This is a genomic window from Paenarthrobacter sp. NPDC090522 (genome assembly GCF_044769225.1).
Taxonomy (GTDB): domain Bacteria; phylum Actinomycetota; class Actinomycetes; order Actinomycetales; family Micrococcaceae; genus Arthrobacter.
Genome location: NZ_JBIVXL010000021.1, coordinates 41,176 through 64,296 on the forward strand (window position 1 = coordinate 41,176; position 23,121 = coordinate 64,296).

Annotated in this window: 24 protein-coding genes; 20 read left to right on the forward strand and 4 right to left on the reverse strand. The window is 64.9% G+C overall.

Features of this window, described 5'->3' with window-relative positions; all coding sequences use genetic code 11:
* Window positions 1–6 precede the first annotated feature (6 nt).
* From ACIQT2_RS20635 to purU, 5 genes are read left to right on the forward strand one after another with little or no spacing between them, the layout of a single operon-like run.
* Entirely contained in the window at window positions 7–372 is a 366-nt protein-coding gene (locus ACIQT2_RS20635) for a sarcosine oxidase subunit delta (RefSeq protein WP_402950258.1), read from the forward strand.
* Entirely contained in the window at window positions 369–3,314 is a 2,946-nt protein-coding gene (locus tag ACIQT2_RS20640) for a 2Fe-2S iron-sulfur cluster-binding protein (protein ID WP_402950261.1), read from the forward strand. Before ACIQT2_RS20635 ends, ACIQT2_RS20640 begins: the two co-directional genes overlap by 4 nt.
* The gene (locus tag ACIQT2_RS20645; protein WP_402950264.1) at window positions 3,307–3,945 is read left to right on the forward strand and encodes a sarcosine oxidase subunit gamma; all 639 of its coding nucleotides are present in this window, start codon (window positions 3,307–3,309) and stop codon (window positions 3,943–3,945) included. Before ACIQT2_RS20640 ends, ACIQT2_RS20645 begins: the two co-directional genes overlap by 8 nt.
* A complete protein-coding gene (locus tag ACIQT2_RS20650; RefSeq protein ID WP_402950267.1) occupies window positions 3,945–5,324 on the forward strand; it encodes an L-serine ammonia-lyase in 1,380 nt (459 codons plus the stop codon). The genes ACIQT2_RS20645 and ACIQT2_RS20650 overlap by 1 nt, the downstream gene beginning before the upstream one ends.
* A gap of 2 nt (window positions 5,325–5,326) precedes the next feature.
* The gene (gene purU, locus ACIQT2_RS20655) at window positions 5,327–6,226 is read left to right on the forward strand and encodes a formyltetrahydrofolate deformylase (protein WP_402950269.1); all 900 of its coding nucleotides are present in this window, start codon (window positions 5,327–5,329) and stop codon (window positions 6,224–6,226) included.
* A 119-nt stretch (window positions 6,227–6,345) separates the two neighbouring features.
* Here the strand turns inward: purU and ACIQT2_RS20660 are convergent, their stop codons facing one another.
* Window positions 6,346–7,035: a type 1 glutamine amidotransferase domain-containing protein gene (locus ACIQT2_RS20660; protein WP_402950272.1), complete on the reverse strand. Its 690-nt coding sequence runs from the start codon at window positions 7,033–7,035 to the stop codon at window positions 6,346–6,348.
* Between the two features lie 20 nt (window positions 7,036–7,055).
* Window positions 7,056–7,445: a nuclear transport factor 2 family protein gene (locus tag ACIQT2_RS20665; RefSeq protein ID WP_400333529.1), complete on the reverse strand. Its 390-nt coding sequence runs from the start codon at window positions 7,443–7,445 to the stop codon at window positions 7,056–7,058.
* A gap of 199 nt (window positions 7,446–7,644) precedes the next feature.
* Between ACIQT2_RS20665 and ACIQT2_RS20670 the strand changes: the two genes are divergently transcribed.
* On the forward strand, window positions 7,645–8,589 hold the full coding sequence (locus ACIQT2_RS20670) for an AraC family transcriptional regulator N-terminal domain-containing protein (RefSeq protein WP_402950276.1): 945 nt from the start codon (window positions 7,645–7,647) through the stop codon (window positions 8,587–8,589).
* Window positions 8,590–8,624: 35 nt separating this feature from the next.
* Here the strand turns inward: ACIQT2_RS20670 and ACIQT2_RS20675 are convergent, their stop codons facing one another.
* Window positions 8,625–11,039, reverse strand: a complete 2,415-nt coding sequence (locus tag ACIQT2_RS20675) for a LuxR C-terminal-related transcriptional regulator (protein ID WP_402950279.1) — start codon at window positions 11,037–11,039, stop codon at window positions 8,625–8,627.
* Window positions 11,040–11,166: 127 nt separating this feature from the next.
* On the opposite strand from ACIQT2_RS20675, the gene ACIQT2_RS20680 reads away from it, so the two are divergent.
* The 11 genes from ACIQT2_RS20680 to ACIQT2_RS20730 all read left to right on the forward strand — a co-directional run bounded on the left by ACIQT2_RS20680 (window position 11,167) and on the right by ACIQT2_RS20730 (window position 18,945).
* A complete protein-coding gene (locus tag ACIQT2_RS20680) occupies window positions 11,167–11,373 on the forward strand; it encodes a hypothetical protein (RefSeq protein ID WP_400333523.1) in 207 nt (68 codons plus the stop codon).
* A gap of 73 nt (window positions 11,374–11,446) precedes the next feature.
* On the forward strand, window positions 11,447–12,466 hold the full coding sequence (locus tag ACIQT2_RS20685) for a DJ-1/PfpI family protein (RefSeq protein ID WP_402950282.1): 1,020 nt from the start codon (window positions 11,447–11,449) through the stop codon (window positions 12,464–12,466).
* Window positions 12,467–12,495: 29 nt separating this feature from the next.
* A complete protein-coding gene (locus ACIQT2_RS20690) occupies window positions 12,496–12,963 on the forward strand; it encodes a nuclear transport factor 2 family protein (RefSeq protein ID WP_402950284.1) in 468 nt (155 codons plus the stop codon).
* Window positions 12,963–13,463, forward strand: coding sequence for a nuclear transport factor 2 family protein (locus ACIQT2_RS20695; RefSeq protein WP_402950287.1), 501 nt, complete (start codon window positions 12,963–12,965; stop codon window positions 13,461–13,463). Before ACIQT2_RS20690 ends, ACIQT2_RS20695 begins: the two co-directional genes overlap by 1 nt.
* Window positions 13,464–13,482: 19 nt before the next feature.
* Window positions 13,483–15,000: a toluene monooxygenase gene (locus tag ACIQT2_RS20700; RefSeq protein WP_400270236.1), complete on the forward strand. Its 1,518-nt coding sequence runs from the start codon at window positions 13,483–13,485 to the stop codon at window positions 14,998–15,000.
* A 2-nt stretch (window positions 15,001–15,002) separates the two neighbouring features.
* On the forward strand, window positions 15,003–15,308 hold the full coding sequence (locus ACIQT2_RS20705; RefSeq protein WP_402950290.1) for a toluene-4-monooxygenase system B family protein: 306 nt from the start codon (window positions 15,003–15,005) through the stop codon (window positions 15,306–15,308).
* On the forward strand, window positions 15,305–15,616 hold the full coding sequence (locus ACIQT2_RS20710; protein WP_400333513.1) for an MmoB/DmpM family protein: 312 nt from the start codon (window positions 15,305–15,307) through the stop codon (window positions 15,614–15,616). Before ACIQT2_RS20705 ends, ACIQT2_RS20710 begins: the two co-directional genes overlap by 4 nt.
* Entirely contained in the window at window positions 15,616–16,626 is a 1,011-nt protein-coding gene (locus ACIQT2_RS20715) for a hypothetical protein (RefSeq protein WP_402950293.1), read from the forward strand. The genes ACIQT2_RS20710 and ACIQT2_RS20715 overlap by 1 nt, the downstream gene beginning before the upstream one ends.
* Before the next feature lie 5 nt (window positions 16,627–16,631).
* The gene (locus ACIQT2_RS20720; protein ID WP_400270240.1) at window positions 16,632–16,961 is read left to right on the forward strand and encodes a Rieske 2Fe-2S domain-containing protein; all 330 of its coding nucleotides are present in this window, start codon (window positions 16,632–16,634) and stop codon (window positions 16,959–16,961) included.
* On the forward strand, window positions 16,958–18,196 hold the full coding sequence (locus ACIQT2_RS20725) for an NAD(P)/FAD-dependent oxidoreductase (RefSeq protein WP_402950296.1): 1,239 nt from the start codon (window positions 16,958–16,960) through the stop codon (window positions 18,194–18,196). Before ACIQT2_RS20720 ends, ACIQT2_RS20725 begins: the two co-directional genes overlap by 4 nt.
* Entirely contained in the window at window positions 18,193–18,945 is a 753-nt protein-coding gene (locus tag ACIQT2_RS20730; RefSeq protein ID WP_402950299.1) for an iron-sulfur cluster assembly protein, read from the forward strand. The genes ACIQT2_RS20725 and ACIQT2_RS20730 overlap by 4 nt, the downstream gene beginning before the upstream one ends.
* Here ACIQT2_RS20730 and ACIQT2_RS20735 read toward each other — a convergent pair.
* Window positions 18,942–20,336, reverse strand: a complete 1,395-nt coding sequence (locus ACIQT2_RS20735) for a GntR family transcriptional regulator (RefSeq protein ID WP_402950302.1) — start codon at window positions 20,334–20,336, stop codon at window positions 18,942–18,944. The genes ACIQT2_RS20730 and ACIQT2_RS20735 overlap by 4 nt on opposite strands.
* A 161-nt stretch (window positions 20,337–20,497) precedes the next feature.
* Here ACIQT2_RS20735 and ACIQT2_RS20740 point away from each other — a divergent pair, with 161 nt between their 5' ends.
* The 3 genes from ACIQT2_RS20740 to ACIQT2_RS20750 all read left to right on the forward strand — a co-directional run.
* The gene (locus ACIQT2_RS20740) at window positions 20,498–21,847 is read left to right on the forward strand and encodes a flavin monoamine oxidase family protein (RefSeq protein ID WP_402950305.1); all 1,350 of its coding nucleotides are present in this window, start codon (window positions 20,498–20,500) and stop codon (window positions 21,845–21,847) included.
* Window positions 21,848–22,077: 230 nt separating this feature from the next.
* A complete protein-coding gene (locus tag ACIQT2_RS20745) occupies window positions 22,078–22,872 on the forward strand; it encodes an amino acid ABC transporter ATP-binding protein (protein ID WP_402950308.1) in 795 nt (264 codons plus the stop codon).
* A gap of 7 nt (window positions 22,873–22,879) precedes the next feature.
* A partial coding sequence (locus ACIQT2_RS20750; protein WP_402950311.1) for an ABC transporter permease subunit occupies window positions 22,880–23,121 on the forward strand: 242 nt, incomplete at its 3' end.

The window sequence follows — 23,121 nt, forward strand, 5'->3', positions numbered from 1 at the left end:
CCGGACATGCTCCTTATCTCATGCCCCAACTGCGGGCCGCGCGACGAAACCGAATTCCACTACGGCGGACAGGCTCACGTCCCCTACCCGCAAAACCCGAACGACCTCACGGACCGGGAATGGGCTGAGTACCTGTTCTACCGCGAGAACACCAAGGGCACCTACGCCGAACGCTGGGTCCACAGCACCGGGTGCCGCCAGTGGTTCAACATGCTCCGCGACACCGTGAGCTATGACATCCACTCCATCTACGCGATGGGTTCGCCTCGCCCGGAGCTCGCGGCAGACAATGCCGCAGGCCAAGCCGGCGCACCCGGCCTCGCCCCCGGCGCCCCCACCACATCCACCTCCCCGGAAGGAGCCCAGAAGTGACAAGCCAGAACGCCCGCCTCGCCACAGGCGGCCGCATCGACCGCAGCATCACCTGGCGGTTTACCGTGGATGGCCAGGAATTCGTTGGCCACCCCGGCGACACCATCGCTTCGGCCCTCCTGGCCAACGGCCACGTCAACGCCGGCAACTCCCTGTACGAGGACCGCCCCCGCGGGATCGTCGCCGCAGGGGTCGAGGAGCCGAACGCACTGGTCAAGATCGCTCCGCGTTTCCCCGGCCACGTCGCCGAATCCATGCTCCCGGCCACGGCGGTGTCCCTGGTGGACGGGCAGAGCATCGAACTGCTCTCCGGCCTGGGCAAGCTTGACCCGGCCGAGGACAAGGCCGAGTACGACAAGAAGTACGTCCACACCGACGTCCTGGTGGTCGGTGGCGGTGTTGCCGGCCTCGCAGCAGCCCGCGAAGCCGTTCGCACCGGTGCCCGCGTCATCCTGATCGACGACCAGCCCGAACTCGGCGGTTCGCTGCTTTCCGGTTCCACCGCTGAGGGCCTCGCCGAGCAGATCGAAGGCAAGCCCGCCCTGGAGTGGGTTGCCGACGTCGAAGCCGAACTGGTCTCCGCCGAGGAATGCACGGTGCTGCACCGCACCACGGCCTTCGGCTCCTACGACTCGAACTACTTCATCGCAGCCCAGAACCGCACGGACCACCTCAGTGTTCCTGCCGCCCCCGGTGTTTCACGCACCCGTATTTGGCACATCCGTGCTGCACAAGTGGTCCTGGCTCCCGGCGCCCACGAGCGTCCGCTGGTCTTCGAGAACAACGACCGCCCGGGCATCATGCTCGCCTCGGCCGTGCGCACCTACCTCAACCGCTACGCCGTCGCAGCCGGCCAGCGCGTTGTCGTCAGCACCACCAACGACTCCGCTTACCTGCTCGCCGCGGACCTGCAGGCAGCAGGCGTGCCGGTTGCCGCCGTCGTCGACGCCCGTCCGCAGATCAGCGAAAAGGCCGCAGCCGCCGTCGAATCCGGCCTCCGGGTCCTGATCGGCAGCGCAGTTGCCGATACCAGCGCTGATGAGGCCGGTCGCCTGAACGGTGTGACCGTCCGCAGCATCAACGACGACGGCGAACTCACCTCGGGCGTCGAGCAGATCGCCGCCGATGTCCTCGCCGTCTCCGGTGGCTGGAGCCCCGTGGTGCACCTCCACAGCCAGCGCCAGGGCAAGCTGCGTTGGGACGACGAACTGGCCGGTTTCATCCCGTCCAGCGTGGTCCGCAACCAGCAGGTTGTTGGCGCAGGCCGCGGCAGCTACGAACTGCAGGACTGCCTGGCCGAGGGCATCTCCGCCGGTGCGGCCGCTTCGATCGCCGCCGGCTTCGAATCCGCCGTCACTCCGTCCGAGGTCAAGGCCCCCGTGGCCAGCGCCCCGACCCGCCAGCTCTGGCTGGTTCCCGCCCAGGAAGGCGAGCCCGGTGAGTGGCACAACCACTTCGTCGACTTCCAGCGCGACCAGTCCGTAGCGGACGTCCTTCGCTCCACCGGCGCCGGCATGCGCTCGGTAGAGCACGTCAAGCGGTACACCTCCATCAGCACCGCCAACGACCAGGGCAAGACCTCCGGCGTCAACGCGATCGGCGTCATCGCCGCAGCCCTCAAGTACGGCGGCGCGGACGCAGTTCCGGGCATCGGCGAGATCGGCACCACGGCCTACCGTGCACCGTTCACCCCGGTGGCCTTCGCAGCCTTGGCAGGACGCCAGCGCGGCGAGCTCTTCGACCCCGCCCGCGTCACCTCGATCCACCCGTGGCACGTTGCCCAGGGTGCCCTGTTCGAAGACGTCGGACAGTGGAAGCGCCCGTGGTACTACCCGCAGGACGGCGAGGACATGGACACCGCGGTGCTCCGCGAATGCGCCGCAGTCCGCGACTCCGTGGGCTTCATGGACGCCACCACCCTCGGCAAGATCGAGATCCGTGGCAAGGACTCCGGTGAATTCCTTAACCGCGTGTACACCAACGCGTTCAAGAAGCTCGCTCCGGGATCGGCCCGCTACGGCGTGATGTGCACGCTGGACGGCATGATCTTCGACGACGGCGTGACCCTGCGCCTGGACGAGGACACCTACTTCATGACCACCACTACCGGCGGCGCAGCCAAGGTGCTGGACTGGCTCGAAGAGTGGCACCAGACAGAATGGCCGGAACTCGATGTCGTCTTCACCTCGGTCACCGAGCAGTGGAGCACCATCGCCGTCGTCGGTCCCAAGTCCCGCGCAGTGATCGCCAAAGTGGCCCCGCAGCTCGCCGAGAACGGTGGCCTGGAAGCTGAGAACTTCCCGTTCATGACGTTCCGCGAGACCACGCTGGCCTCCGGCGTGCAGGCCCGCGTCTGCCGGATCTCGTTCTCCGGTGAACTGGCCTACGAAATCAACGTTCCGTCCTGGTACGGACTCAACACCTGGGAAGCCGTTGCTGCCGCTGGTGCCGAGTTCAACATCACCCCGTACGGCACGGAAACCATGCACGTCCTCCGCGCCGAAAAGGGCTACCCGATCGTTGGCCAGGACACCGACGGCACGGTCACCCCGCAGGACGCCGGCATGGAATGGATTGTCTCCAAGGCCAAGGACTTCATCGGCAAGCGTTCCTACCTCCGCGAGGATTCCAAGCGCGAGGACCGCAAGCACCTGGTGAGCGTCCTTCCCGTGGACCACTCGCTGAAGCTGCCCGAAGGCACCCAGCTGGTGGAGGCTGGCATCGCGGTCAACCCCGCGAACGGCCCGGTTCCCATGGAAGGCTTCGTGACCTCCAGCTACCACAGCGCCGCTTTGGGCCGTTCCTTCGGCCTGGCACTGATCCACAACGGCCGCAACCGCATCGGCGAGACCCTCCAGGCTTCCCTGGGCGACCAGCTGGTGGACGTGGTTGTTGGCGAAACCGTACTTTTCGATGCTGAAGGGACCCGCAAAGATGGCTGAGACAGCAACTCCTGCAGAAACCGTTGCCCGCGTTCGTGAGGCCCGCCGCAGCCCGGCACAGCACCTCGCCGACGCCTTCGTCTCCGGTTCCGTGGCCGGCTCGGTCACGCTCCACGAAATCCCCTACCAGGCACAGGTGGGCATCCGGGTGGACAGGACGTCCGACGCCGGCACCCGGGTTGCGTCCGTAACCGGCGGCTTGCCTGCCACGTCCGGTGAGGTGGTCACCTCCGGTGCCATCAGCACCGTGTGGCTCGGCCCCACCGAATTCCTGGTCATTGCCCCCGAAGAGTCCCACGACTCGCTCGGTGGATCCCTGGTGGGCGACCTGACGTCCGCCCTGGGCACGGACTCCGGCCAGGTGGTGGACCTGTCCGCCAACCGCACCACGTTCGAGCTCTCCGGCAGCCGCGCCCGCGCAGTCCTGGAAAAGAGCTGCGCACTGGACCTGCACCCGCGGGTCCTCAAGGCAGGCACCGCCCTGTCCACGGAAATCGGGCACATCCCGGTGGTCCTGTGGAAGACCGGCGAGGACACCTTCCGGATCTTCCCGCGTGCCTCCTTCGCCGACTTCCTGGGACGCTGGCTCCTCGATTCAATGCGGGAGTACGCGTCGCCTGAGGTCCCGTAATGGCACTTAGCGTGCTTGATCTGTTTTCCGTTGGCATCGGGCCGTCGTCCTCACACACGGTTGGCCCGATGCGGGCGGCAAAGCAGTTCACGGACGGACTTGTTTCGTCCGGCCAACTCCCGGCAACGGTGCGCGTCCAGGCCGAGCTTTTCGGCTCCCTGGGCGCCACCGGCCGGGGCCACGGCTCGGACAAGGCGGTGGTCCTGGGACTGCAGGGCCACTCCCCCGAGACTGTGGATACGCGTACCGCGGACGACCAGGTGGCCGCGGCTGCCTTGGACGCCGAGCTGCGCCTCGACGGCAGCCACCGGGTGGACTTCAACTGGGAAGAGGACGTGGTCCTCCACCGCCGCAAGTCCTTGCCCGCCCACCCCAACGGCATGACCTTCCGGGCGCTGGACCACAGCGGCGCGGTGCTGCGGGAGCGGAGCTACTACTCCATTGGCGGCGGCTTCGTGGTGGACGGTGACGCCTCCGGCACGGACAAGGTGGTACCGGACACCACGGTGCTGCCCTACCCGTTCAGCTCCGGAGATGAGCTGGTTGCCCTCTGTCAACGCGAAGGCAAGTCCATCTCGGACATCATGCTGGCCAACGAACTGGTCTGGCGGTCCGAGGAGGAACTGCGCGAACGTCTCCTGGACATCTGGGCCGTCATGCGTGAGTGCGTGGACAACGGCTGCTCGGCTGAGGGAATCCTGCCCGGAGGCTTGAAGGTCAAGCGACGGGCGCCGTCGTTGTTCAAGAAACTGGCCGAGGCTGACGCTTCCAGCGGCAGCGATCCCTTGCTGGCCATGGAATGGGTAAACCTGTTCGCCTTGGCCGTGAACGAAGAAAACGCGGCCGGTGGCCGGATTGTCACCGCACCAACCAACGGTGCGGCGGGAATCGTGCCGGCCGTTCTGCACTACTACACCAAGTTTGTTCCGGGAGCGAACGACGACGGTGTGGTGCGGTTCCTGCTGGCGGCGGCCGCCGTCGGAATCCTGTTCAAGATCAATGCCTCGATTTCCGGCGCCGAAGTCGGTTGCCAGGGCGAGGTGGGCTCTGCCTGTTCCATGGCCGCGGCAGGCCTGTGCGAGGTCCTGGGCGGAACCCCTGGGCAAGTGGAAAATGCCGCCGAAGTAGGCATCGAGCACAACCTCGGCCTGACCTGCGATCCCGTGGGCGGGCTGGTGCAGATCCCGTGCATCGAACGGAACGCGATCGCCAGCGTCAAGGCGATCAACGCCGCCCGCCTTGCCCTGCACGGCGACGGCAGCCACAAGGTTTCTCTGGACAAGGCCATCAAGACCATGCGGGAAACCGGAGCCGACATGAAATCCAAATACAAAGAGACCTCCCGTGGAGGACTCGCCGTCAACGTAGTGGAGTGCTGACCATGACTGCAATCCAATCCGAAACCGCCGTTGCTTCCGGCGCGGGGACAACCGTGGAACACGTGCTCACGCTGGACTGCCCCGAAGGCCCCGGCATTGTGCACGCGGTCTCCGGGTTCCTGCTGGAGCACGGCTGCGACATCATCGACAACAAGCAGTTCGGTGACCGCGCGGAAGGGCACTTCTTCATGCGCGTGCACTTCGCGTCCGACGGCGACGACTCCACCGTGGATGCGCTGCGGGCGTCTTTCGCCCCCGTGGGCGAGAAGTACGCCATGAACTGGCAACTGCAGCGCCAGGGCTACAAGCGCAAAGTGCTGATCATGGTGTCCAAGTTTGGCCACTGCCTCAACGACCTGCTGTTCCGGGCGCGTATCGGCGAACTCCCCATCGACGTGGTGGGTGTTGTGTCCAACCACCTCGACCACAAGGGCCTCGCGGAGTGGCACGGCATCCCGTTCTTCCATGTGCCTGTCACCGCCGCCACCAAGCCTGCCGCCGAGGCACGCCTGCTGGAGATCATCGACGAACTCGACGTGGAGCTCGTGGTGCTCGCCCGCTACATGCAGGTACTCAGCGACGACCTTGCCCGGAAGCTGGACGGCCGGGCCATCAACATCCACCACTCGTTCCTTCCGAGCTTCAAGGGCGCCAAGCCGTACCACCAGGCTTATGCACGAGGCGTCAAGACCGTGGGCGCTACCGCGCACTACGTCAACGGCGAGCTCGATGAAGGACCGATCATCTCGCAGCAGGTAGTGGAGGTGGACCACACGTTCGGACCGGACGATCTCGTAGCCGCCGGTCGGGACACGGAATGCAAGGCACTGAGCAACGCCGTTCGTTGGCACTGCGAAGGGCGGATCATCCTGAATGGGAACAGGACGATCGTGTTGAAGTAAGGCCTTGCTTCCGCCTGCGTGCGGGGCCTCGTCCGTCGGTGAACGGACGACCACGCGGGTCCGCTGCCAAAACGCCGTTCCGCAACGGCGTACTGGGCAGCGGACCCGCGTTTTGGCGGTTAAGGCAGCCGCACGCTCAGTTCCTGGAGCAGCGCCTCTGCTGCTGCGCGGGACGACTCCGGATTCTGCCCTGTGATGAGCAGGCCGTCCTGGACCACATGGGAACCCCAGTCCGGCCCGCGTTCAAACAAACCGCCCTTGGCCGTAAGCTCGTCCTCGAGGAGGAACGGCACCACCTCCGTGAGTCCAATGGCTTCCTCCTCCGAGTTGGTGAATCCGGTAACTTTCCTGCCTTCAACCAACGGCCGGCCGTCGGCGTCCTTCACGTGCCGCAGGACTCCCGGCGCGTGGCAAACGAGAGCTACGGGCTTGTTGGCATGGGCAAAGCTTTCGATCAGGGCGATGGAGTCAGGGTCCTCGGACAGGTCCCACACCACTCCGTGCCCGCCGGGATAGAAGACCGTGTCAAAGTCCTCCTGCGACACCTCGGAGAGCTTCACAGTCCGCCCCAGCTGGGCCAAGGCATCCTGGTCGGCGAGGAAACGCCGTGTGCTGTCCGTTTCATAATCCGGCCCGGCGCTGGCGGGATCAAACGGCGGGCGCCCTCCTCCCGGCGAGGCCAGCGTGATCGCGGCACCTGCCTCCTTGAAGGCGTAGTACGGCGCCGCCAATTCCTCGAGCCAAAAACCGGTCTCGCGTCCGGTATCCCCCAATTGCCCGTGCGACGTCAGGACGATCAAAATCTTCATGGTGTTCCTCTCGGTTGGGTTCACGCTGACTTCAGGTACGCATCCTTGCGGGCCACTTTGGTCCCGCGGAATTCCCAGTGGTCCACGCCGCGCACGCTGTGCTGTTGCCCGTCAGCGGTGGTGCCTGTCAGGAGCCATTCCGAGACACCGAAGTCCCCGCTGACAGCGTGCCGGTCGGCCGCATAATGGGCGTCCGGCATGGCTGCGAACCGGGCCGCGAAAGCCTCACGGAGCGCCTTCTTTCCGATCAGTCTGCGTCCCCAGGGCGCGGGGCCTTGAGCCAGGTCAAAGGAGCAATCGTCGGTGAAGAACTCCATGATGGCGTCCAGGTCATGGTCGTTGAAGGCTTCAAGGATCGCCTCGAGGGTTTCAACGGAGGCAGCCACATCTGCGGCGGTGTTGATGGTCATCAGAATTCTTCTCTCTGCCGAAAAGCCGTGGTGTAGCTCAACGCTAAGGAAAGCCGGCCGCGTAAAGCTTGCAGATTCCTCCCGTGCTGTTGCGGATTCCGCAGGATGGCGCCGAACCGTATCCTTGACACCTCAATCCATCCAGCGCGTATGCTGGCCTCCACTCCCCCGCCCCCAACGACGTAGAGCCGGAGCCCCCTTGAGCCCAGCCCAGAACCCCCTCGAATTCCGCATCACGTCCGGCGACCTGATCGCCGAGCTCATTTCCCGTGCCCCCAGGACCGGAGCCAATGAAGGCGGGTTTCCGGGCTTGATGATCTACCGCTTCGAGGAGCCGGCCGCGCCGGTCTGGGAAGAAGTCAGCGAACTCCACCTGTGCGTGATCGCCCAGGGCCGCAAGCGCATCACCATGGACGGCACGGACCACTTCTACGATCCGTTCACGTACTTGGCGGTCCCCAACGATGTCCCCTTCCAGACGGTGATCCTTGAGGCAAGTCCGGAGAAGCCGTTCCTTTCCTTCGGCCTGCAGATCGATCCTGGCCTGGTCCGCGAGGTTTCAGCGGACATCCTCGAGGAACGGCGGGTGGCAGCCTTTGCCGAACCGGCGAGCCAGGAGAATCCGGCGTTCTTCTCTGCCCTGGACAGGGACATGATGGACGCGATCCTCCGCTTCCTCCGCTCCCTGAAATCGCCCACGGACCGCCGCGTACTGGCTCCGACGTACCTGAAGGAGATCGTGTACCGGGCACTCCAGGCCGGGCAGTATTCGCGCCTCGTGGAACGTGCTGCGAGCGAAAGCGCCAGGAATCCGGTCAGCGCGGTCATCGCCTACGCCAAGGAACACTTGGCCGAACCCCTGACAGTGGGCGAACTCGCCGGGCAGGCCCACATGAGCCCTTCGGCTTTCTCCCACCTGTTCCGGGACGTCACGGGCAAGTCGCCCTACCAGTTCGTCAAAGAACTCCGGCTGAACCGGGCGCGCGAACTGCTGGTGGAAAACACGTCCACCATCACGCAGATTTCCCGTGCCGTCGGCTACGGCAGCGCGTCCCATTTCATCAACGAATTCCGCGACCGCTACGGGGCCTCTCCGCGGGCTTTCGGCGCAGCACAGGCCGGGTTGCTCAAACAGGCCCAGTGACGTGGAAAGCCCAGTGACGTGGAAAGCCCAGCGGCTTAGACGGCCTGGCTCGCATACCAGGCCGCCACCTGGGTCCGCGATGTGAAGCCCAGTTTGGCCAGGATATTCTCCAGGTGCCCGTCCACCGTCCGCGGCGAGACCACCAGCTCCGCGGCGATGTCCTTGTTGCTGCGGCCTTCGGCCACGAGTCCCGCGATCTGGAACTCCCGCTTGGTCAGGGCCGGCCCCGCGGGTGTCCGGTAGGCAGCGCCCGACGGCGGCCTCCCGCCGTCGGGCTTCACGTCCCGGACGGCGCGTGGCTGCTTGGGTTGCGCCGGGGCTGTCACGGCGCGCACAAGCTCCAGCGCAATGTCGATGGCTTTGGCTTCCGCGGGCTCGCCGGTTTCCACGCCGATGGCTTCGAAACGGTCCGCGCCCAGTTCGCGCTTCAGGAGGACCGCCGTCGCGTCCTTGTCGCCTTCCAGATGCGGGCCGAACGCGGCAACCGACGTACCGAACCCCTTCCACACAGCCCTCGCTGCGTGGTGGGCGGTGGCGGCCTCCTTGTAGTGCTTCAGCGTCGCGAGGGTCCACGCGACATCGTCCATGGTGAGTGCCGTGCAGATCCCGTCCAGGAAGTCCCGCTCGATCTCCAGGGCCCGGACGTGCGCTTGCAGGGCGGAGTCGAGGTCGCCGAGGTGCCGCAAGCAGAGCCCCGAAACCCAGTGCGCGTACGCTTTGGCCCACAGCTCACCCAGTTCCCGGCTCTCCACGATGGCCGCCCGGCAGGCTTCAAGCCCGGCTCGAGCTTCGTCGGGTCCGGCAAAGGCCTGGGCCCAGGCCAGGTGGAACGTGGCGATGAGGGCGGACATGGTGTCCCCGGCAGCACGCTGTGCCGCGATGGCGTCCTTGAACATCCGGATGGCGGGTCCGAGGTCTCCGCTGAAGAGGTGGAGGAGCCCGTCCCAGTGATCGGCCTGCCCGTTGAGCAATGCGTCGTTGCGGAGGCCCGCCACGTGCCGGCACTCCGCCAAATAGCCAGCTGCAGCGCTCTTCTCGCCTTGGACCAGGGAGATCCAGGCACCGGCCCAGAGCGCTTCGCCGCGCTCGGCAGTGGGCTCCGTGGTCAGCGCGAGCATCCGGTCCAGCCACCGGCGCCCGTCGCTCAGGTTGCCGCCGGCATGCCAGTGGTAGCGGAGCAGCGCCGCAAGCCGGGTGCCCGCCAGTTCCTCGCCGGGGGTGGACGCGGACCAGTCAAGGGCGGAGAGCAGGTTGGCGTGGTCCCGCCGGGCCGCCGCGAGCCTTTCGGCCTGGTCCGGCCCGCACCACGTGGCCACCATCCGCGCTGCCCGGTCCAGGTAATGGTCCCGTTGCCGGCGGCGGAGCTCCTGGGTCTCGCCCAAAGCGTCCAGCAGTTCGGCCCCGTACTCGCGGAATGTGAAGAGCTGGCGGTAGCGCTGCCGGTTTCCGCCTTGGCTGGCCGAGCCACCCGAGCGCTCTGACAGCACCAGGGACTTGGCCACCAGGTGGTCCAGCAGGTCCAGAACTTCGCCACGGCTGATGTCCCCGAAGCCGCACACTTCCTCTGCCGCTTCGAGGTCGAAACCGCCGGGAAAAACGGTGAGCCGGGCCCACAGGGTCCGCTCGGCCGGGGTGCACAGCTCGTAGCTCCAGTCCACCAGCGCCCGCAGTGTTTGCTGGCGGGGAATGGCCACCCGGCTGCCGCCGGTGAGGAGGTCGAAGCGCTTGTCCAGGCGCTCCACGAGCTGCGCAACCGACAGCGAGCGCAGCCTGGAGGCGGCCAGTTCGATGGCCAGCGGGATCCCGTCCAGCCGTTGGCAGAGTTGGCCCACGGCCCGGCGGTTGTCCTCGGCGATCTCGAAGTTGGGGTCCACGCTGCGGGCCCTGTCCGCGAGCAGCCGGACGGAGTCGAACGCTTCCAGGGAACCTTCGCCCAGGGTTGCTTCGTCCGGGGCAGCGAGGGGCGGGACGGTGTAGACCTGCTCGCCGAAAATGGCGAGCGGCTCACGGCTGGTGGCCAGGATCCGGAGTCCGGGAGCGAGGTCCAGGAGCTCGGATGCAACGGTGGCCACGGCGTCCAGCAGGTGTTCGCAGTTGTCCAGGACCAGCAAGAGTTGCCGGTCCCGCAGGAAGTCTGCGAGCCGGTCCAGTGGCGCACGGTTGGACTGGTCAGCGAGGCGCAGCGCCGTGGCAACCTGCGATCCGATGAGCGATCCGTCTTCCAGAGCCGCCAGCTCAACGAACCACACGCCGTCGTGGAATCCCTTCCGCGAGCGCGAGGCGAGCTCCATGGAAAGCCGTGTTTTACCCACCCCGCCGGGCCCCACCAGCGTGAGGAGACGGGAGCGTGACATGAGGTCGCGACCGTCGGCGAGTTCCCGCCGTCGACCGATGAAACTCGTGAGGTCCTGGCCACCGGGGAGGTGCCCGACCAGTGCAGTGGTGCTCATAACCCTCCTGTGATGATCCACACAATACAGGTAGTGAAGGGGGTGGTTTCACCCATACGCAACGTCCGCAAAGAGAGCAGGCTGAACTCACGCAAACGGACTGGGGGAGGCAAGGAAGGTGACAACGGTGAAGCAACGAAGCGCATCGGGGTTCCACCCGCAGCAGACGGAAACCGCGGATGCCCTGCGGTCCAGCGGCCTGCAGTCCGGCGTCCTGCAGTTCGGGCACCCCGTGGCCCGTTGGGACCGCTGGAGCGACTGCCAGGTCTGGCCCGACTGCCTGGAAGCGGACGACGGCGGGTCCCCGGCCGAGCGCCCCAGGGCAGTTGCGTGAAGCCTCCCGAGGAATACAGGAATCCGCAACATCGCAGCAGGAATCTACATCCCTTAACAACCAGGAGTTACTCATGACCCGTATCGCCTTCGTTGTCTCCAGCGCACAGGAGATCGACCTCCGCGACAGCCCCGGGCACCCCACCGGCTACTGGGCCGAGGAAGCGCTCAAGTCCTACGAGCGTTTCGTCTCGGCAGGTGCCGACGTTGTGGTAATCACTCCCGATGGCCGTCCGCCGGTGGCGGACCCCTACGGACTGGAGCCCATCTTCCACTACCCGGATAAGGACAGGGACTACTTCGCCTCGGTGTACAGGACCTTCCACCACGATCCCGATGACATCCGGATCACCCTGCAGCACACCACGGAGCTGGAACTCGTGGCTTCGCGCAGGATCGCTGCCCTGCTGGTGGGGGCTGGATCAACCGATCAGGAAGCCCACCAGCTGGTCAGCCTGGCGGCGAAGACCGCGTGGCAGGAGAACCGGAAGCTCGTGGACGTCATGGTTGCCGAGGGACTGACCGGCGGCCTGTCTGAGGTGGCGCTGCGGGCAGCAGTGACGGAACTGGACGAAGCCAGCTCCGCCGTCGCCAAGGAACGCAAGGCCCGACTCGATGCCATCCCCGGTTTCAACAACCCCGTGGCCCTGTCCTCGCTGAGCGAAGAGGAGCTCGCCGGCTTCGACGCCGTCTTTGCCCCCGGCGGCCACGGCCCCATGGTGGACCTCCACGACAATCCGGACGTGGGGCGGCTGCTGGCCATCCTCCACGAAAAGGAAGCGCCCATTGCCTCCCTTTGCCACGGTCCGGCGCTCTTGCTGTCCGCACCGGAGCGCCACGACGGCCAATGGCTCTTCGAGGGCTACCGCTTCACGTCGTATACCGACGACGAGGAGCAGCAGAACCACATCGGCATGCTAGGCATGCCGTGGCTCCTGGCCGACGCCCTCCAGAACGCCGGCGGGATCTTCGACGACGCACCCTACGCCTGGGCATCCCACGTGGTGGTGGACCGCAATCTCATCACCGGTCAGAACCCCAACTCCACCGAAGCAACAGCCGACGCCGTGGTGAAAGCCCTGGCACTGGCATGAGCGTCCCAACAACCCTGAAGGAGTCAACCATGTCCGTTAGTCCCCGGCAGACCGTCGACGCATTCCTGAACGGCTTCCGCCTCAAGGACGTCAACGCAGCACTCTCCACGGTTTCCGACGATGCCAAGGTGACGGTCTATCCGCTGCTGGTGGTGGACGGAACCAAGAGCGTAGTCCGTAGCCTCCTGGAAGACATCGTGGCGGCCTTCCCCGATGTGCTGGTCACCGTCAAGAACGTGATCGAACTCGAACGGGGCCGGGTGATCGTGGCCGAGTTCAAGATCGAAGGAACGCAGGCCGGCGATTTCCTCGGAGCGATCAACCAGGAGAAGCACCTGGACCTGGACACGGCGTGGCGGTTCACGCTTTCCGGCGAGGAGAACAACAGCCGGATCACCGGAATCGACGCCTACTGGTGCCAGAACCAGCTCTACCGCCGGCTCGCAGTGAAACGGCAGGACCAAGTCACGATCGTCAAGCAGAAGGTGAATGCGTAATGACACTCTTGGAAACCCCCGCAGGAACAACCGCAACGGCAGCCCCCACGACGGCGGGTGCGGCAGTCGCCGTCGTGACCGGATTCTTTGACGCCTACCGCCGCCGCGACGTCGTCGCCATGACCGATCTGTGCACCGACAACGCCGATTTCTCCTACATCCCGTTCGAAGTCTGGGCCAAACAGCGCGTTGTCCGCGGAGACGGCAAGGTGCGCACCATCGGCCGCGTGATCTGGAGCGGACTGATCAACGCGTTCCCCAACCTGGGCAACGAGATTTACCACATCGACGGCAATGACAACGGGGACGTCGTGGTCTCCTGCGACATCAACGGCACACAGCAGTCCGCCTGGGGGTTCATTACTTCCCAGGGGCAATACTTCGCCGAACCGCACCTTTTCATCATGCACGTCAACAGCCACGGCCTGATCGACAGCATCAGGGCCTATTGGGACAACGCAGGTGTCAACCGACAACTCGGCCACCTCGAAGTCGACTAAGAGAGGAAGAGAACACACCATGGCTCTGCTTAAACGAGAAGAATGGCAGGACTTCGTCCGCAACACCGACTGGACCCTGTCCTATGTGGATGACGAGGCCGTCTACCCGGACTGGCTGACCGGAACGGGCAAGGTCCCGCGGGAAGCCTGGCTGAAGTGGGAAGAGGGCTACAAGGTCAGCTACCCCGAATACGTCTACACACAGCGCGAGAAGGAAGCCGCAACGTACGCGGTGAAGGCAGCCCTGCAACGCACCTCCACGTTCGACCACCTGGACGAAGGCTGGAAGTCATCGACGAAGATGCACTTCGGTGGCGTGGCACAGGTGGAGTACACGGCAATGCTCGCCGAACTCAAGATGGCACGTTTCGGACTCAACGCGGCCTGGCGGAACATGGCCGTCTACGGGCAGCTGGACGAGCTGCGGCACAACGCGCTCACCACGTTCTTTGGCCACGAACTGGTGGCCAAGGATCCGCAGTTCGACTGGACCCAGAAGACGTACAGCACCAACGACTGGGTCCCGGTGGCCCTGCGTACGCTGTTCGACGGGTTCATGACCACGTCCAACGCCGTGGACTGTGCGCTCATGCTTCCGCTGACGTTCGAGACCGGCTTCACCAACCTGCAGTTCGTGGCGCTCTCCGCGGACGCCCTGCAGGCCGGCGACATCAACTTCGCCAGCATGATCTCCTCCATCCAGACGGACGAAGCCCGGCACTCCCAGCAGGGCGTCGCCACGCTGGAGATCCTGATCGAGCACGATCCGCAGCGCGCCCAGTGGGTCATCGACAAGGGCTTCTGGGCCAACGCCCGCGCCTTTGCCGCCCTCACCGGTCCGGCCATGGACTACTACACCCCGCTGGAACACCGGAAGCAGTCCTACCGGGAGTTCATGGAGGAGTGGATCGTTGACCAGTTCGTCCGCACCATCGAGGACTACGGGCTGAAGAAGCCGTGGTTCTGGGACGAGTTCATGCGCGGCCTGGACACCTGGCACCACAGCCTCCACATGGGCCTGTGGTGGTGGCGGCCCACCCTCTGGTGGAAGCCGACCGCCGGCGTCTCCAAGGACGAACGCGACTGGCTGCGCGAGAAGTACCCCAACTGGGAGGCCGTCTACGGCGACAAGTGGGACACGATCATCGACAACGTCAATGCCAACAACGTCGCCGCCACGCTTCCCGAAACCCTCCCGTGGCTGTGCTCCACGTGCCACCTGCCCATGTGCAACCCGACCCAATCCCGCGATGGATCGTGGCGGATCCGCGAACACTCACTGGACTACAACGGCAAGAAGATCCACTTCTGCAGCATCGCCTGCCGCCAGATCTGGTGGAAGGACCGCGACAACGTCAACCACCAGACGCTGGTGGACCGCTTCCTGGCCGGCCAGATCCAGCCGATGACCGTGGAAGGCATCCTGGGTTACATGGGCCTGACCCCGGACGTCATGGGCGACGACCCGGACTATGCAGCCTGGACCAAGGACTACGTGGGCCGCGAAGCCAGCGGCCTCATCCGGGTAGGTGGCTAGCCGTGACCGAGCAGAAGATCGAACTCGGCGTCGAAGACCGGGCACCGGAGCTTGTCCCGCTCAACGCCATCTTCTCCACGGACTTCGTGTCCATCCTGGTCCCCGTGACCACGGCCAACACCATGGACGAGGTAGCGGCCGCCGTCGCGCACCATTCCGAAGGACGCCGGGTGCGGGCACTCCCCTACCCCAAGGTGGTGGTCCACAAAGGCCGCACGCTGCCCGGCTACATGACTGTGGCAGAAGCCGGCATCACCGCCCTCGATTTCGTTGCGGTGGAGTACGACACGTCAGGAGCATCATCATGAAGAACCCCGTAGGCCCGGTCTTCAGGATCGGCGACGAAGTGGACAAGATCATCTCCGCCTTGGAAGACGACAACCCGGACACCGAGATCGAGGTCATTGACCGCGGCGCGTACGTCCGGGTCCAGGCCGAAGACAAGCTGGTCCTCACCGAACCGACGCTCCAGGACCACCTCGGCCCGGACTACCGCATCCGGTCCCTGGAGATCGTGATGTCCTCCTTCTCCGGCCGCGTCTCCACCGAGAGCGACTCCATCATCTGGCAAACAGCCGAGTCCGCGAAGGCCGGCGCCACGAAGGGAAGCAACTGATGAACGCCCCCGCACCACGGCAGCGCAAGCTCCGCACGTTCAGCGCTTTCGGCGATGTCCGCAGGCTGCCGAGCGAATACGAGATTGTCACCCACGCACAGAACTGGAACACGCGCAGCGGCAAGTCGAGTGTCTTTGAGCAGAACCCGTCGTCGCCGGGCAACCTCTGGTTCCTTACCTACCGCGAGAACTCGCCGTTCCAGGCCGATACCTGGGAGGACTTCCGCGACCCGGACCAGATCGCCTACCGCTCGTACGTGAACCTGCAGGCCAGCGAACAGACAAAGCTCGACGGCGTGCTGGAAAGTTACGCCGGTGCGGACAGTTCCCTGTCCGCACCGCAACTGGAGATCCTCGGAACGCTGTTCACCCCGTCCCGCTTCCTGGTCCATGGGTTCCAGCAGGCCGAGGCCTACGTTGGCTTCATCGGCCCCAGCTCCTACGTGACCTCCGCAGCCGGTTATGCCAATGCCGACTTCCTGCGCCGCGTCACCACCATCGCCTACCGGACCAGGGCTTTGCAGATCGCCCATCCTGAATCCGGCATCGGAGACCGCGAACGGGAGATCTGGGAGCAGCACCCTGCCTGGCAACCCGCCCGGGAAGCCATCGAACGGGCCTTGATCGCCTACGACTGGGGTGAGGCCTTCACGTCCCTGAACCTCGTCCTCGGTCCCACCCTGGACGACCTCCTGATCCGCCAGTTCGGCGAGGTCAGCCGGGCCAACGGCGACGAACAATCCTGGTTGCTGTCCAACCATCTTGCGGAGGACAGTAACCGGCGCAACCGCTGGAGCGGGGCGCTGGCCAAGTATGCGCTGGCGCAGCGCCCGTCCAACGAGGCTCCGCTGCACAAGTGGATCAACCGATGGTCGGAGCTCGCGGACGCCGCAGTTGAGGGGCTTGCCCCGCTGCTCGGCATCTCGGCGGCCGAAGCCGTTGCAGGCGCACGGACATCCCGCGCGCAGTACCACCAGGACATCTTCGAAATGGCAGAGAAAGTGAGCTGATCGAAATGAGCGAAACAATCCCACAGACGTGGCACGAAGTCTCCAACATCGACGACCTCTGGGAAGGCGAGATGACCGCCGTCGAGGTTGAAGGCAAATCAGTCCTCCTGGTCAACAACGACGGCGAGGTGCTGGCGTTCAAGAACCGTTGCCCCCACCAGGAGTGGCCGTTGGACGACGGCGACCTCGACGGCAGGAAACTTACCTGCGCCCAGCACCTGTGGGAGTTCGATGTCTGCACCGCCAAGGGCATCAACCCGTCCACGCATCACCTGACCCAGTACCCGTGCCAGGTGAACGATGAGGACGGCACCATTTCGGTGAGCATCCCATGAGCAGGGTGGTCCTGGTCGGCGGCGGGGTGGCCACTACCGCCACCGCCGCCGGCCTCCGCAGCGCCGGGTTCGACGGCGACATCGTCTTGGTGGCTGATGAGGAACACCTCCCGTACGAGCGTCCGCCACTGTCCAAGGAGTATTTGGCCGGCACGTTCGACCGCACGGATTTCCAGGTGAACCACGAAGGCTGGTATCCGGACAACGATGTGGATCTGCTGCTGGGAACCCGGGCCGTGGGCCTGGACGTGGCCGAGCGCCGGGTGCTCCTCTCCGACGGCGGCTCGCTCGCCTACGACTCGTTGGTGCTCGGCACCGGCGCACGGGCGAAGACGCTGCCCGGGTTCGGTGGCCAGCGGGTCCACGTCCTGCGTACTATCGCCGACGCCGAGCGCCTGGGCGCCCAGATCAAACCGGGCCGCCACCTGGCCGTCCTGGGTGCCGGGTTCGTGGGCTGCGAGCTGGCGGCTGTTGCCGCCGGCCGCGGTGCCCGCGTCACGGTGTTCAGCCCTGGCCCTCTTCCGCTCCGGTCCCTTGGACCGGAAATCGGTGGGGCCATGCTGGATATCCACCGCGAACAAGGCGTGGAGATGCGCATGGAGGAGACGGTCACTTCCATGACGGAAACCATGTTCGGGTTGGAGTTGCGGACCAGCAGCGGGCACGTGGTGGAATGCGACGAACTGCTGGTGGGCGTGGGGTCCGTGCCGAATGCGGAGATTGCGGCCGACGCCGGGATAAAGGTCGACGGCGGCATCCTCACCGATGAGCATGGCCGCACCAGCGCACCAAACGTGTACGCGATCGGCGACGTTGCCGCCCGCTATCATCCCCGGTACGAGCGGCGGATCCGCGTGGAACACCACGACACTGCCATGAGGCACGGCGCCAACCTGGCCCGGAACCTCCTGGGGGAATCGGAACCGTTCACCGAGGAGCACTACTTCTGGTCGCACCAGTATGACCACAACCTGCAGTCGCTGGGCTATGCCGACGGCGGTTCGCGGGTGGTCCGTGGTTCGGTTGCCGACCGCTCATTCTCGATTTTTTCCGTTGTGGAGGGGCAGATCAGGGCCATGGTTGCCTTGAACCGGCCACAAGACCTGCTGCAGGCACGCAAGCTCATGGCCGTGCCGCACCAGGTCACCGGGGAACAACTCTCCGACGAGGAGTTCTCCTTGAAAAGCCTGCTGCCGCAGAGAACACGGCAGCCGCAAAGGGAGGTGCGAGCATGACCCTGCTGGCAGAAACCACAGACATCATGGTCCGGGAGCCCCAGCTCAGGATCGCAGAATCGGAAGCTTCGGCGGCGCTTGCCCGGGTGATGGGAAAGCCTGCGGAAGAGGCACGGGCCAAACTCCGCTTCGGGCCTGGAACCACCAGTGAGCAACTGGCCCGCATCCTGGACAAGGCCCTGGCCCACGCCCAGCAGGCGGGGCTGGCACCGCAAACGCTGGTGCTTTACGCGGGAACCGCCGTGGCAGCAGAGGATATTGTCCGTATCCGCCGCAAGGCACATGGCGTGGCCGACTGGATCTCCAGCCCCACCAGCGAAGTAACCATTGTGCTGCGACCTGCCGGTTTGGCCTCCGTGACGGCACTGCCGTTCCCGGTCACCCGCTCGGCTGTCCGGCCCGAACCGGTGCAGGTGGAACGCGAACCCGTGGTGGAGACTCCGGAAGAGGCCGCAGTCCTGGAAGCCTTGTATGAGGTGATCGACCCGGACCTCGGCGTCAATGTGGTGGATCTGGGATTCATCCGCCGTATCCGCATGGAGAACCCCGGCCACGCGGCCATCACCATGACGCTCACCTCGGCTGCCTGCCCCTTGTCCCACGTGATGGAGCGCAACATCGGAGCAGCATTGGCCACCCGGGACACCACGTTCGAGGTGCACTGGGAATGGGTGCCCAGCTGGCGCCCTTCGGACATTACTCCGGACGGCCGCGAACAGCTCCGGGCCATCGGCTTTTCTGCTTTCTAAGGTGCGTTGTGGGGCCAGCTAGCGGCGGTTTCGGGGGTTTGTTGCTCCGCTGACCGCTGCTGGTCCATGGCCTTGATGTGCTGGGCGAGGTAACTCAATCCGTCCTCCATCTTGGCCTGCCAACTCATGGTGGCTGCACGGAGATCCGCCGCATCGATCGCTTCGAAGATTGCCGTATTTTGCTCAAGGATCTTCTTGGGCGAGAAGGTGTATCTGGCGCCGAGGACAGCGAAGTGCATGAAGGCCTGCTTGGTGAGTGTCTCCATGATGGCCGGTATCCGGTTGAGGCCGGAGGACTCGAACAGGGCGATCTGGAAGTCCATGTCCAGGTGATGGGCCCTCGCCACATCATTGCGGCGGACGCTGTCTTCCAGTTCTTCGAGGTGTTTCAGCACACGCACACGGGCCTCCGGACTCCAACGGCTGGCCGCCCGGACCACGATTGCCCCCAGGGCCCGGCGGGCCATGTAGGTTTCCGTGACGTCATCCAGTGTGGGTATCCGGACCACTACCGAGTCGGACCTCGCTGCGGTCACCAAACCGTCCTCGGTGAGTGCCCTGATGGCAGAACGGACATCCCTCACGGGCGCACCCAGCAGACGGCTCAGTTTGCCCAACGATATTTCGCTCTCTCCGGAGAACGTTCCGTCCACCAGCCCTTGGCGGATGGCAGCAAGGACATCCTCAGCCAGTACAGTCCACGGCTCCGCAGCGTCCATCAACCGGGCTTCGGCACTGGTTGTATGTTTCCGGTCCACGGTCCACGAAAACGGCGTCCGCCCTCCGTGGTACCAACGCCGGATACGCCACTCGAGGTCGGCCAGATGTTCTCCAGTGGGCACTTCGGGCAACATGTCCAGGGCTGCCACCAGTTTTTGCCACAGCCATGCATCCGGAACGCGCACCGCAGGTTCAAGGCCGGGCGGAACTGCAAAGTCCCCGCTGACCAGGACGATTGCTTCATCGAGGCGGTGTCCGTTGGAGGCCAGCAAGTCCCACAACTCCCGGTCCGGGTTTCCGGCCCCGGAAGCGCTCGGGGCACTCCGGAGCAGGTCCGCGGCGAGAATCCCGCGCACCCGCCTCTTGCTGATGATGGACAGCCCGGCAGCGAACCGAACACGGGCGGCTCGGACAGGGTTCAGGACAAGGCAAGATCCAGCTGTTCCGACGGCGAAGCCAACCAACACCATGTGCTGCTCGCCCAGCAAGGCGCGGACCGCCTCAACTGATCGGTCCGGCTCGGTGAGCTCCCGCCAGGTTCGGGCCACGAACGATTGGCTGACACCCACGGTCTCCGCTATCTGACGGCTGGAGCCTTTGGTCGATTGCATCCAGAGCGGCGCCGTCAGGACAGCCCGTTTCAGTTCACTCCGGTCACTTGCCCTCACCATGCGGCAAGTCTAGGCAGGCAAGCGGAATGACTCAAAGACTCAATACTGCACCGCTTCCGCTGTGAGGTATTCCCTTCGCAAAGGGCGCCGCCAATCATGGAGACCGAAGCTCCGGCGAGTCCAGTTCCGGGCGCACACCCACCCCTTCCCAAGGAGAGAAAATGTACGATGTCGCCGTCATCGGTGGAGGCCCGGCGGGCCTGGCCGCCGCCTACAACCTGGAGCGCGCGGGCCAGAAGGTAGTGCTGCTTGAGGAAACGGGCCGTCTGGGAGGACGGGCCAAAACCGTGGACATCCAAGGCGAACCCGTCAACATGGGCGCCATGTTCGTCTACGCGGGCACCGCCTCTCATGAACTGGCCCTGGAACTCGGCGTCCCGCTGACGCCGTTTGAACCCACCACCTTTGGCCTGCATGTCAACGGAGAGACCGTCGTCGCCAATGACAACGATGACTTGGTCAACCGGCTTCCCCTCTCCGATGAATCCCGGGAGGCCTTGCGGACATTCATTCAGCGGGCGAGCTCGGAATACTTCGCCAATACCGTGGATGGCCAACTCCGGCCGGCGACGTCGGGCTTCGGGGACGAATCAGCCCAATCACGGATCGACGGATTGCCCAAGGATGTCCAGGAACTACTGACGGCAGCCATCAGGGGCGGGTCCGTTGCCCCGCCATCGGAACTCAGCGCCACCTACGCACTCCGGTACTTCGCGAGCTATCTGGTGCAGGAAAAGAAGAACCGCATGGTGTCCTTGGGCGGCATGGAGGCGATTCCGGCTGCCCTGGCGAGGTCATTGGAGCACACGGACGTGTTCCTCAACCACCGGGTGGAGTCCGTCACGGAAAATGTCGACAGGACCTGGAGCCTGGGTACCGCAGCAACGGGCCCCGGAGGCGCATCATCCAGCAACGATTCGCCCGCCCGGCTCCTTGCGAAGCACGTGATCATATCCGTCCCTGCCCCGAGGATTGCCGCCATGGTGCAGTTGCCTGAGTGGAAGACGGATGCTCTGAAGGCGGTGCAGACTCCGGGTTCCACCGAACTCGGAGTAGTAGTGGACATCAGTTCGCCCGAGCTTGCCCACATCGACGACTGGGCCTTCATTGCCGCCGCCGGACGGGTCTTCGATGTGGTCATCAACCCCCGGCCCGGCCGCAAAGACGGTACGGCCCAATTCGTCTGCTACGGAAACACGGCGGGTTACCTCAAGGACGCCAATGAACCCGACTCCAGCATGCTCGACGAGTGGCTTGAAGAGTTCCTGGCTGTTGTACCGGAGCTGCGCGGACACGTGGTCGGGGCCGAAATCCAATCGTGGGAGCACTGCTTCTCCCTGTTGACCCCAACGCGTGCTGCCGCCCTTCCGGCCCTCCAGGAACCGGTGAACGGCACTCTGCATTTCGCGGGCGACTACTCCTCCGAAACGGCCGGAACGCATGGAGCGTACGCGGAGGCCAAGCGGGTCAGCCAGCACATTCTGAGCGGCCTATCAGCACAGGTTTCCTGAGTCCGAAAATCTCCCTTGGAACCCTATTGCATTAATCATTCAATAATGTATTCTTTAGATGTGATCAGGACCACAGGCATTTGAGGTCCACTTCACACCGACCCCAAACCGCCACCAAGCTCCAGCGGGAAGCCGGATCGGTACAGGCCGCGCTTGGCCTCTGCAGAAGACGTCCACATCAGCGGGACGCTCGGAAGCTCATACGAGTCATCTAATCGAAGGAACCAAAAATGGGCTTAAGTTTTGGCACGAAAGCTCCCCCTACGGCTCTCACTGGCGAGGTCGAGGTGGCCGGGCTGGGTAAGAAGTACGGGGTCATCCAGGTGCTGAAGGACGTGAATCTGTCCATGGCCGAGGGTGAGGTGGTTTCGATCATCGGACCCTCCGGTGCGGGTAAGTCCACGTTCCTGCGGTGCTTGAACTACCTTGAGACCCCGTCCGAGGGCACCATCGCGATCGGCGGCGCGAAGGTGGTCGCTGGCGGTTCCAGGCTTCCGGACAAGGCCAGCTTGGATCACTTGCGCCGGGTCACGGGCATGGTGTTCCAAAGCTTCAATTTGTTCCCGCACCTGACAGTGATGGAGAACATCACCCTCCCGCAGCGCAAGGTGTTGGGTTCCTCGAAGGAACAGGCCGAGGAAGTGGCGAACAAACTCCTCAAGCGTGTGGGTTTGCCGGACAAGGCCGCGGCGTACCCGGCGAGGCTCTCGGGCGGGCAGCAGCAGCGCATCGCGATCGCCCGCGCCCTGGCCCTGTCCCCGAAAGTCATGCTCTTCGACGAGCCGACCTCGGCCCTTGACCCCGAAATCGGCCTCGAAGTCCTCGCCGTCATGCGGGATTTGGCCGATGAGGGCATGACCATGCTGGTGGTCACCCACGAAATGCACTTCGCCCGGGACGTTTCTGACCGGATCATGGTCATGGGCAACGGCGGGGTCCTGGAAATCGGGCCCAGTGAACAAGTCATGTCCGCCCCGCAGAACGAGCGGACCCGGCAATTCCTCAAAGCCGTCCTGGACCGGTAACCGAGCCATGATTACCCAACTCCTGGCCTCCATCGCCCAAGGCGTCGGCCAAACCCTCTACGTCACCGGCGCTTCCCTGCTCTTCGGCGGGCTCATCGGCCTCGTCCTGGTCGGAGCGGCCCGCTCCCCCATCGGGATCATCCGCACGGCAGCCTCCCTGTACATCAACATCGTCCGGGTCATCCCCCCGATCACCTGGCTGTTCCTGATCTACTTCGGCCTCCCCCAATACGCCCTCCGGTTATCCAC

Coding starts and splice junctions, on each gene's coding strand:
- ACIQT2_RS20710 (WP_400333513.1), top strand. CDS start 15,305: ATGAAGAACCCCGTAGGCCCGGTCTTCAGGATCGGCGACGAAGTGGAC.
- ACIQT2_RS20700 (WP_400270236.1), top strand. CDS start 13,483: ATGGCTCTGCTTAAACGAGAAGAATGGCAGGACTTCGTCCGCAACACC.
- ACIQT2_RS20735 (WP_402950302.1), bottom strand. CDS start 20,336: ATGGTGAGGGCAAGTGACCGGAGTGAACTGAAACGGGCTGTCCTGACG.
- ACIQT2_RS20740 (WP_402950305.1), top strand. CDS start 20,498: ATGTACGATGTCGCCGTCATCGGTGGAGGCCCGGCGGGCCTGGCCGCC.
- ACIQT2_RS20725 (WP_402950296.1), top strand. CDS start 16,958: ATGAGCAGGGTGGTCCTGGTCGGCGGCGGGGTGGCCACTACCGCCACC.
- ACIQT2_RS20690 (WP_402950284.1), top strand. CDS start 12,496: ATGTCCGTTAGTCCCCGGCAGACCGTCGACGCATTCCTGAACGGCTTC.
- ACIQT2_RS20715 (WP_402950293.1), top strand. CDS start 15,616: ATGAACGCCCCCGCACCACGGCAGCGCAAGCTCCGCACGTTCAGCGCT.
- ACIQT2_RS20685 (WP_402950282.1), top strand. CDS start 11,447: ATGACCCGTATCGCCTTCGTTGTCTCCAGCGCACAGGAGATCGACCTC.
- ACIQT2_RS20635 (WP_402950258.1), top strand. CDS start 7: ATGCTCCTTATCTCATGCCCCAACTGCGGGCCGCGCGACGAAACCGAA.
- ACIQT2_RS20695 (WP_402950287.1), top strand. CDS start 12,963: ATGACACTCTTGGAAACCCCCGCAGGAACAACCGCAACGGCAGCCCCC.
- ACIQT2_RS20730 (WP_402950299.1), top strand. CDS start 18,193: ATGACCCTGCTGGCAGAAACCACAGACATCATGGTCCGGGAGCCCCAG.
- ACIQT2_RS20645 (WP_402950264.1), top strand. CDS start 3,307: ATGGCTGAGACAGCAACTCCTGCAGAAACCGTTGCCCGCGTTCGTGAG.
- purU (WP_402950269.1), top strand. CDS start 5,327: ATGACTGCAATCCAATCCGAAACCGCCGTTGCTTCCGGCGCGGGGACA.
- ACIQT2_RS20745 (WP_402950308.1), top strand. CDS start 22,078: ATGGGCTTAAGTTTTGGCACGAAAGCTCCCCCTACGGCTCTCACTGGC.
- ACIQT2_RS20720 (WP_400270240.1), top strand. CDS start 16,632: ATGAGCGAAACAATCCCACAGACGTGGCACGAAGTCTCCAACATCGAC.
- ACIQT2_RS20665 (WP_400333529.1), bottom strand. CDS start 7,445: ATGACCATCAACACCGCCGCAGATGTGGCTGCCTCCGTTGAAACCCTC.
- ACIQT2_RS20650 (WP_402950267.1), top strand. CDS start 3,945: ATGGCACTTAGCGTGCTTGATCTGTTTTCCGTTGGCATCGGGCCGTCG.
- ACIQT2_RS20660 (WP_402950272.1), bottom strand. CDS start 7,035: ATGAAGATTTTGATCGTCCTGACGTCGCACGGGCAATTGGGGGATACC.
- ACIQT2_RS20675 (WP_402950279.1), bottom strand. CDS start 11,039: ATGAGCACCACTGCACTGGTCGGGCACCTCCCCGGTGGCCAGGACCTC.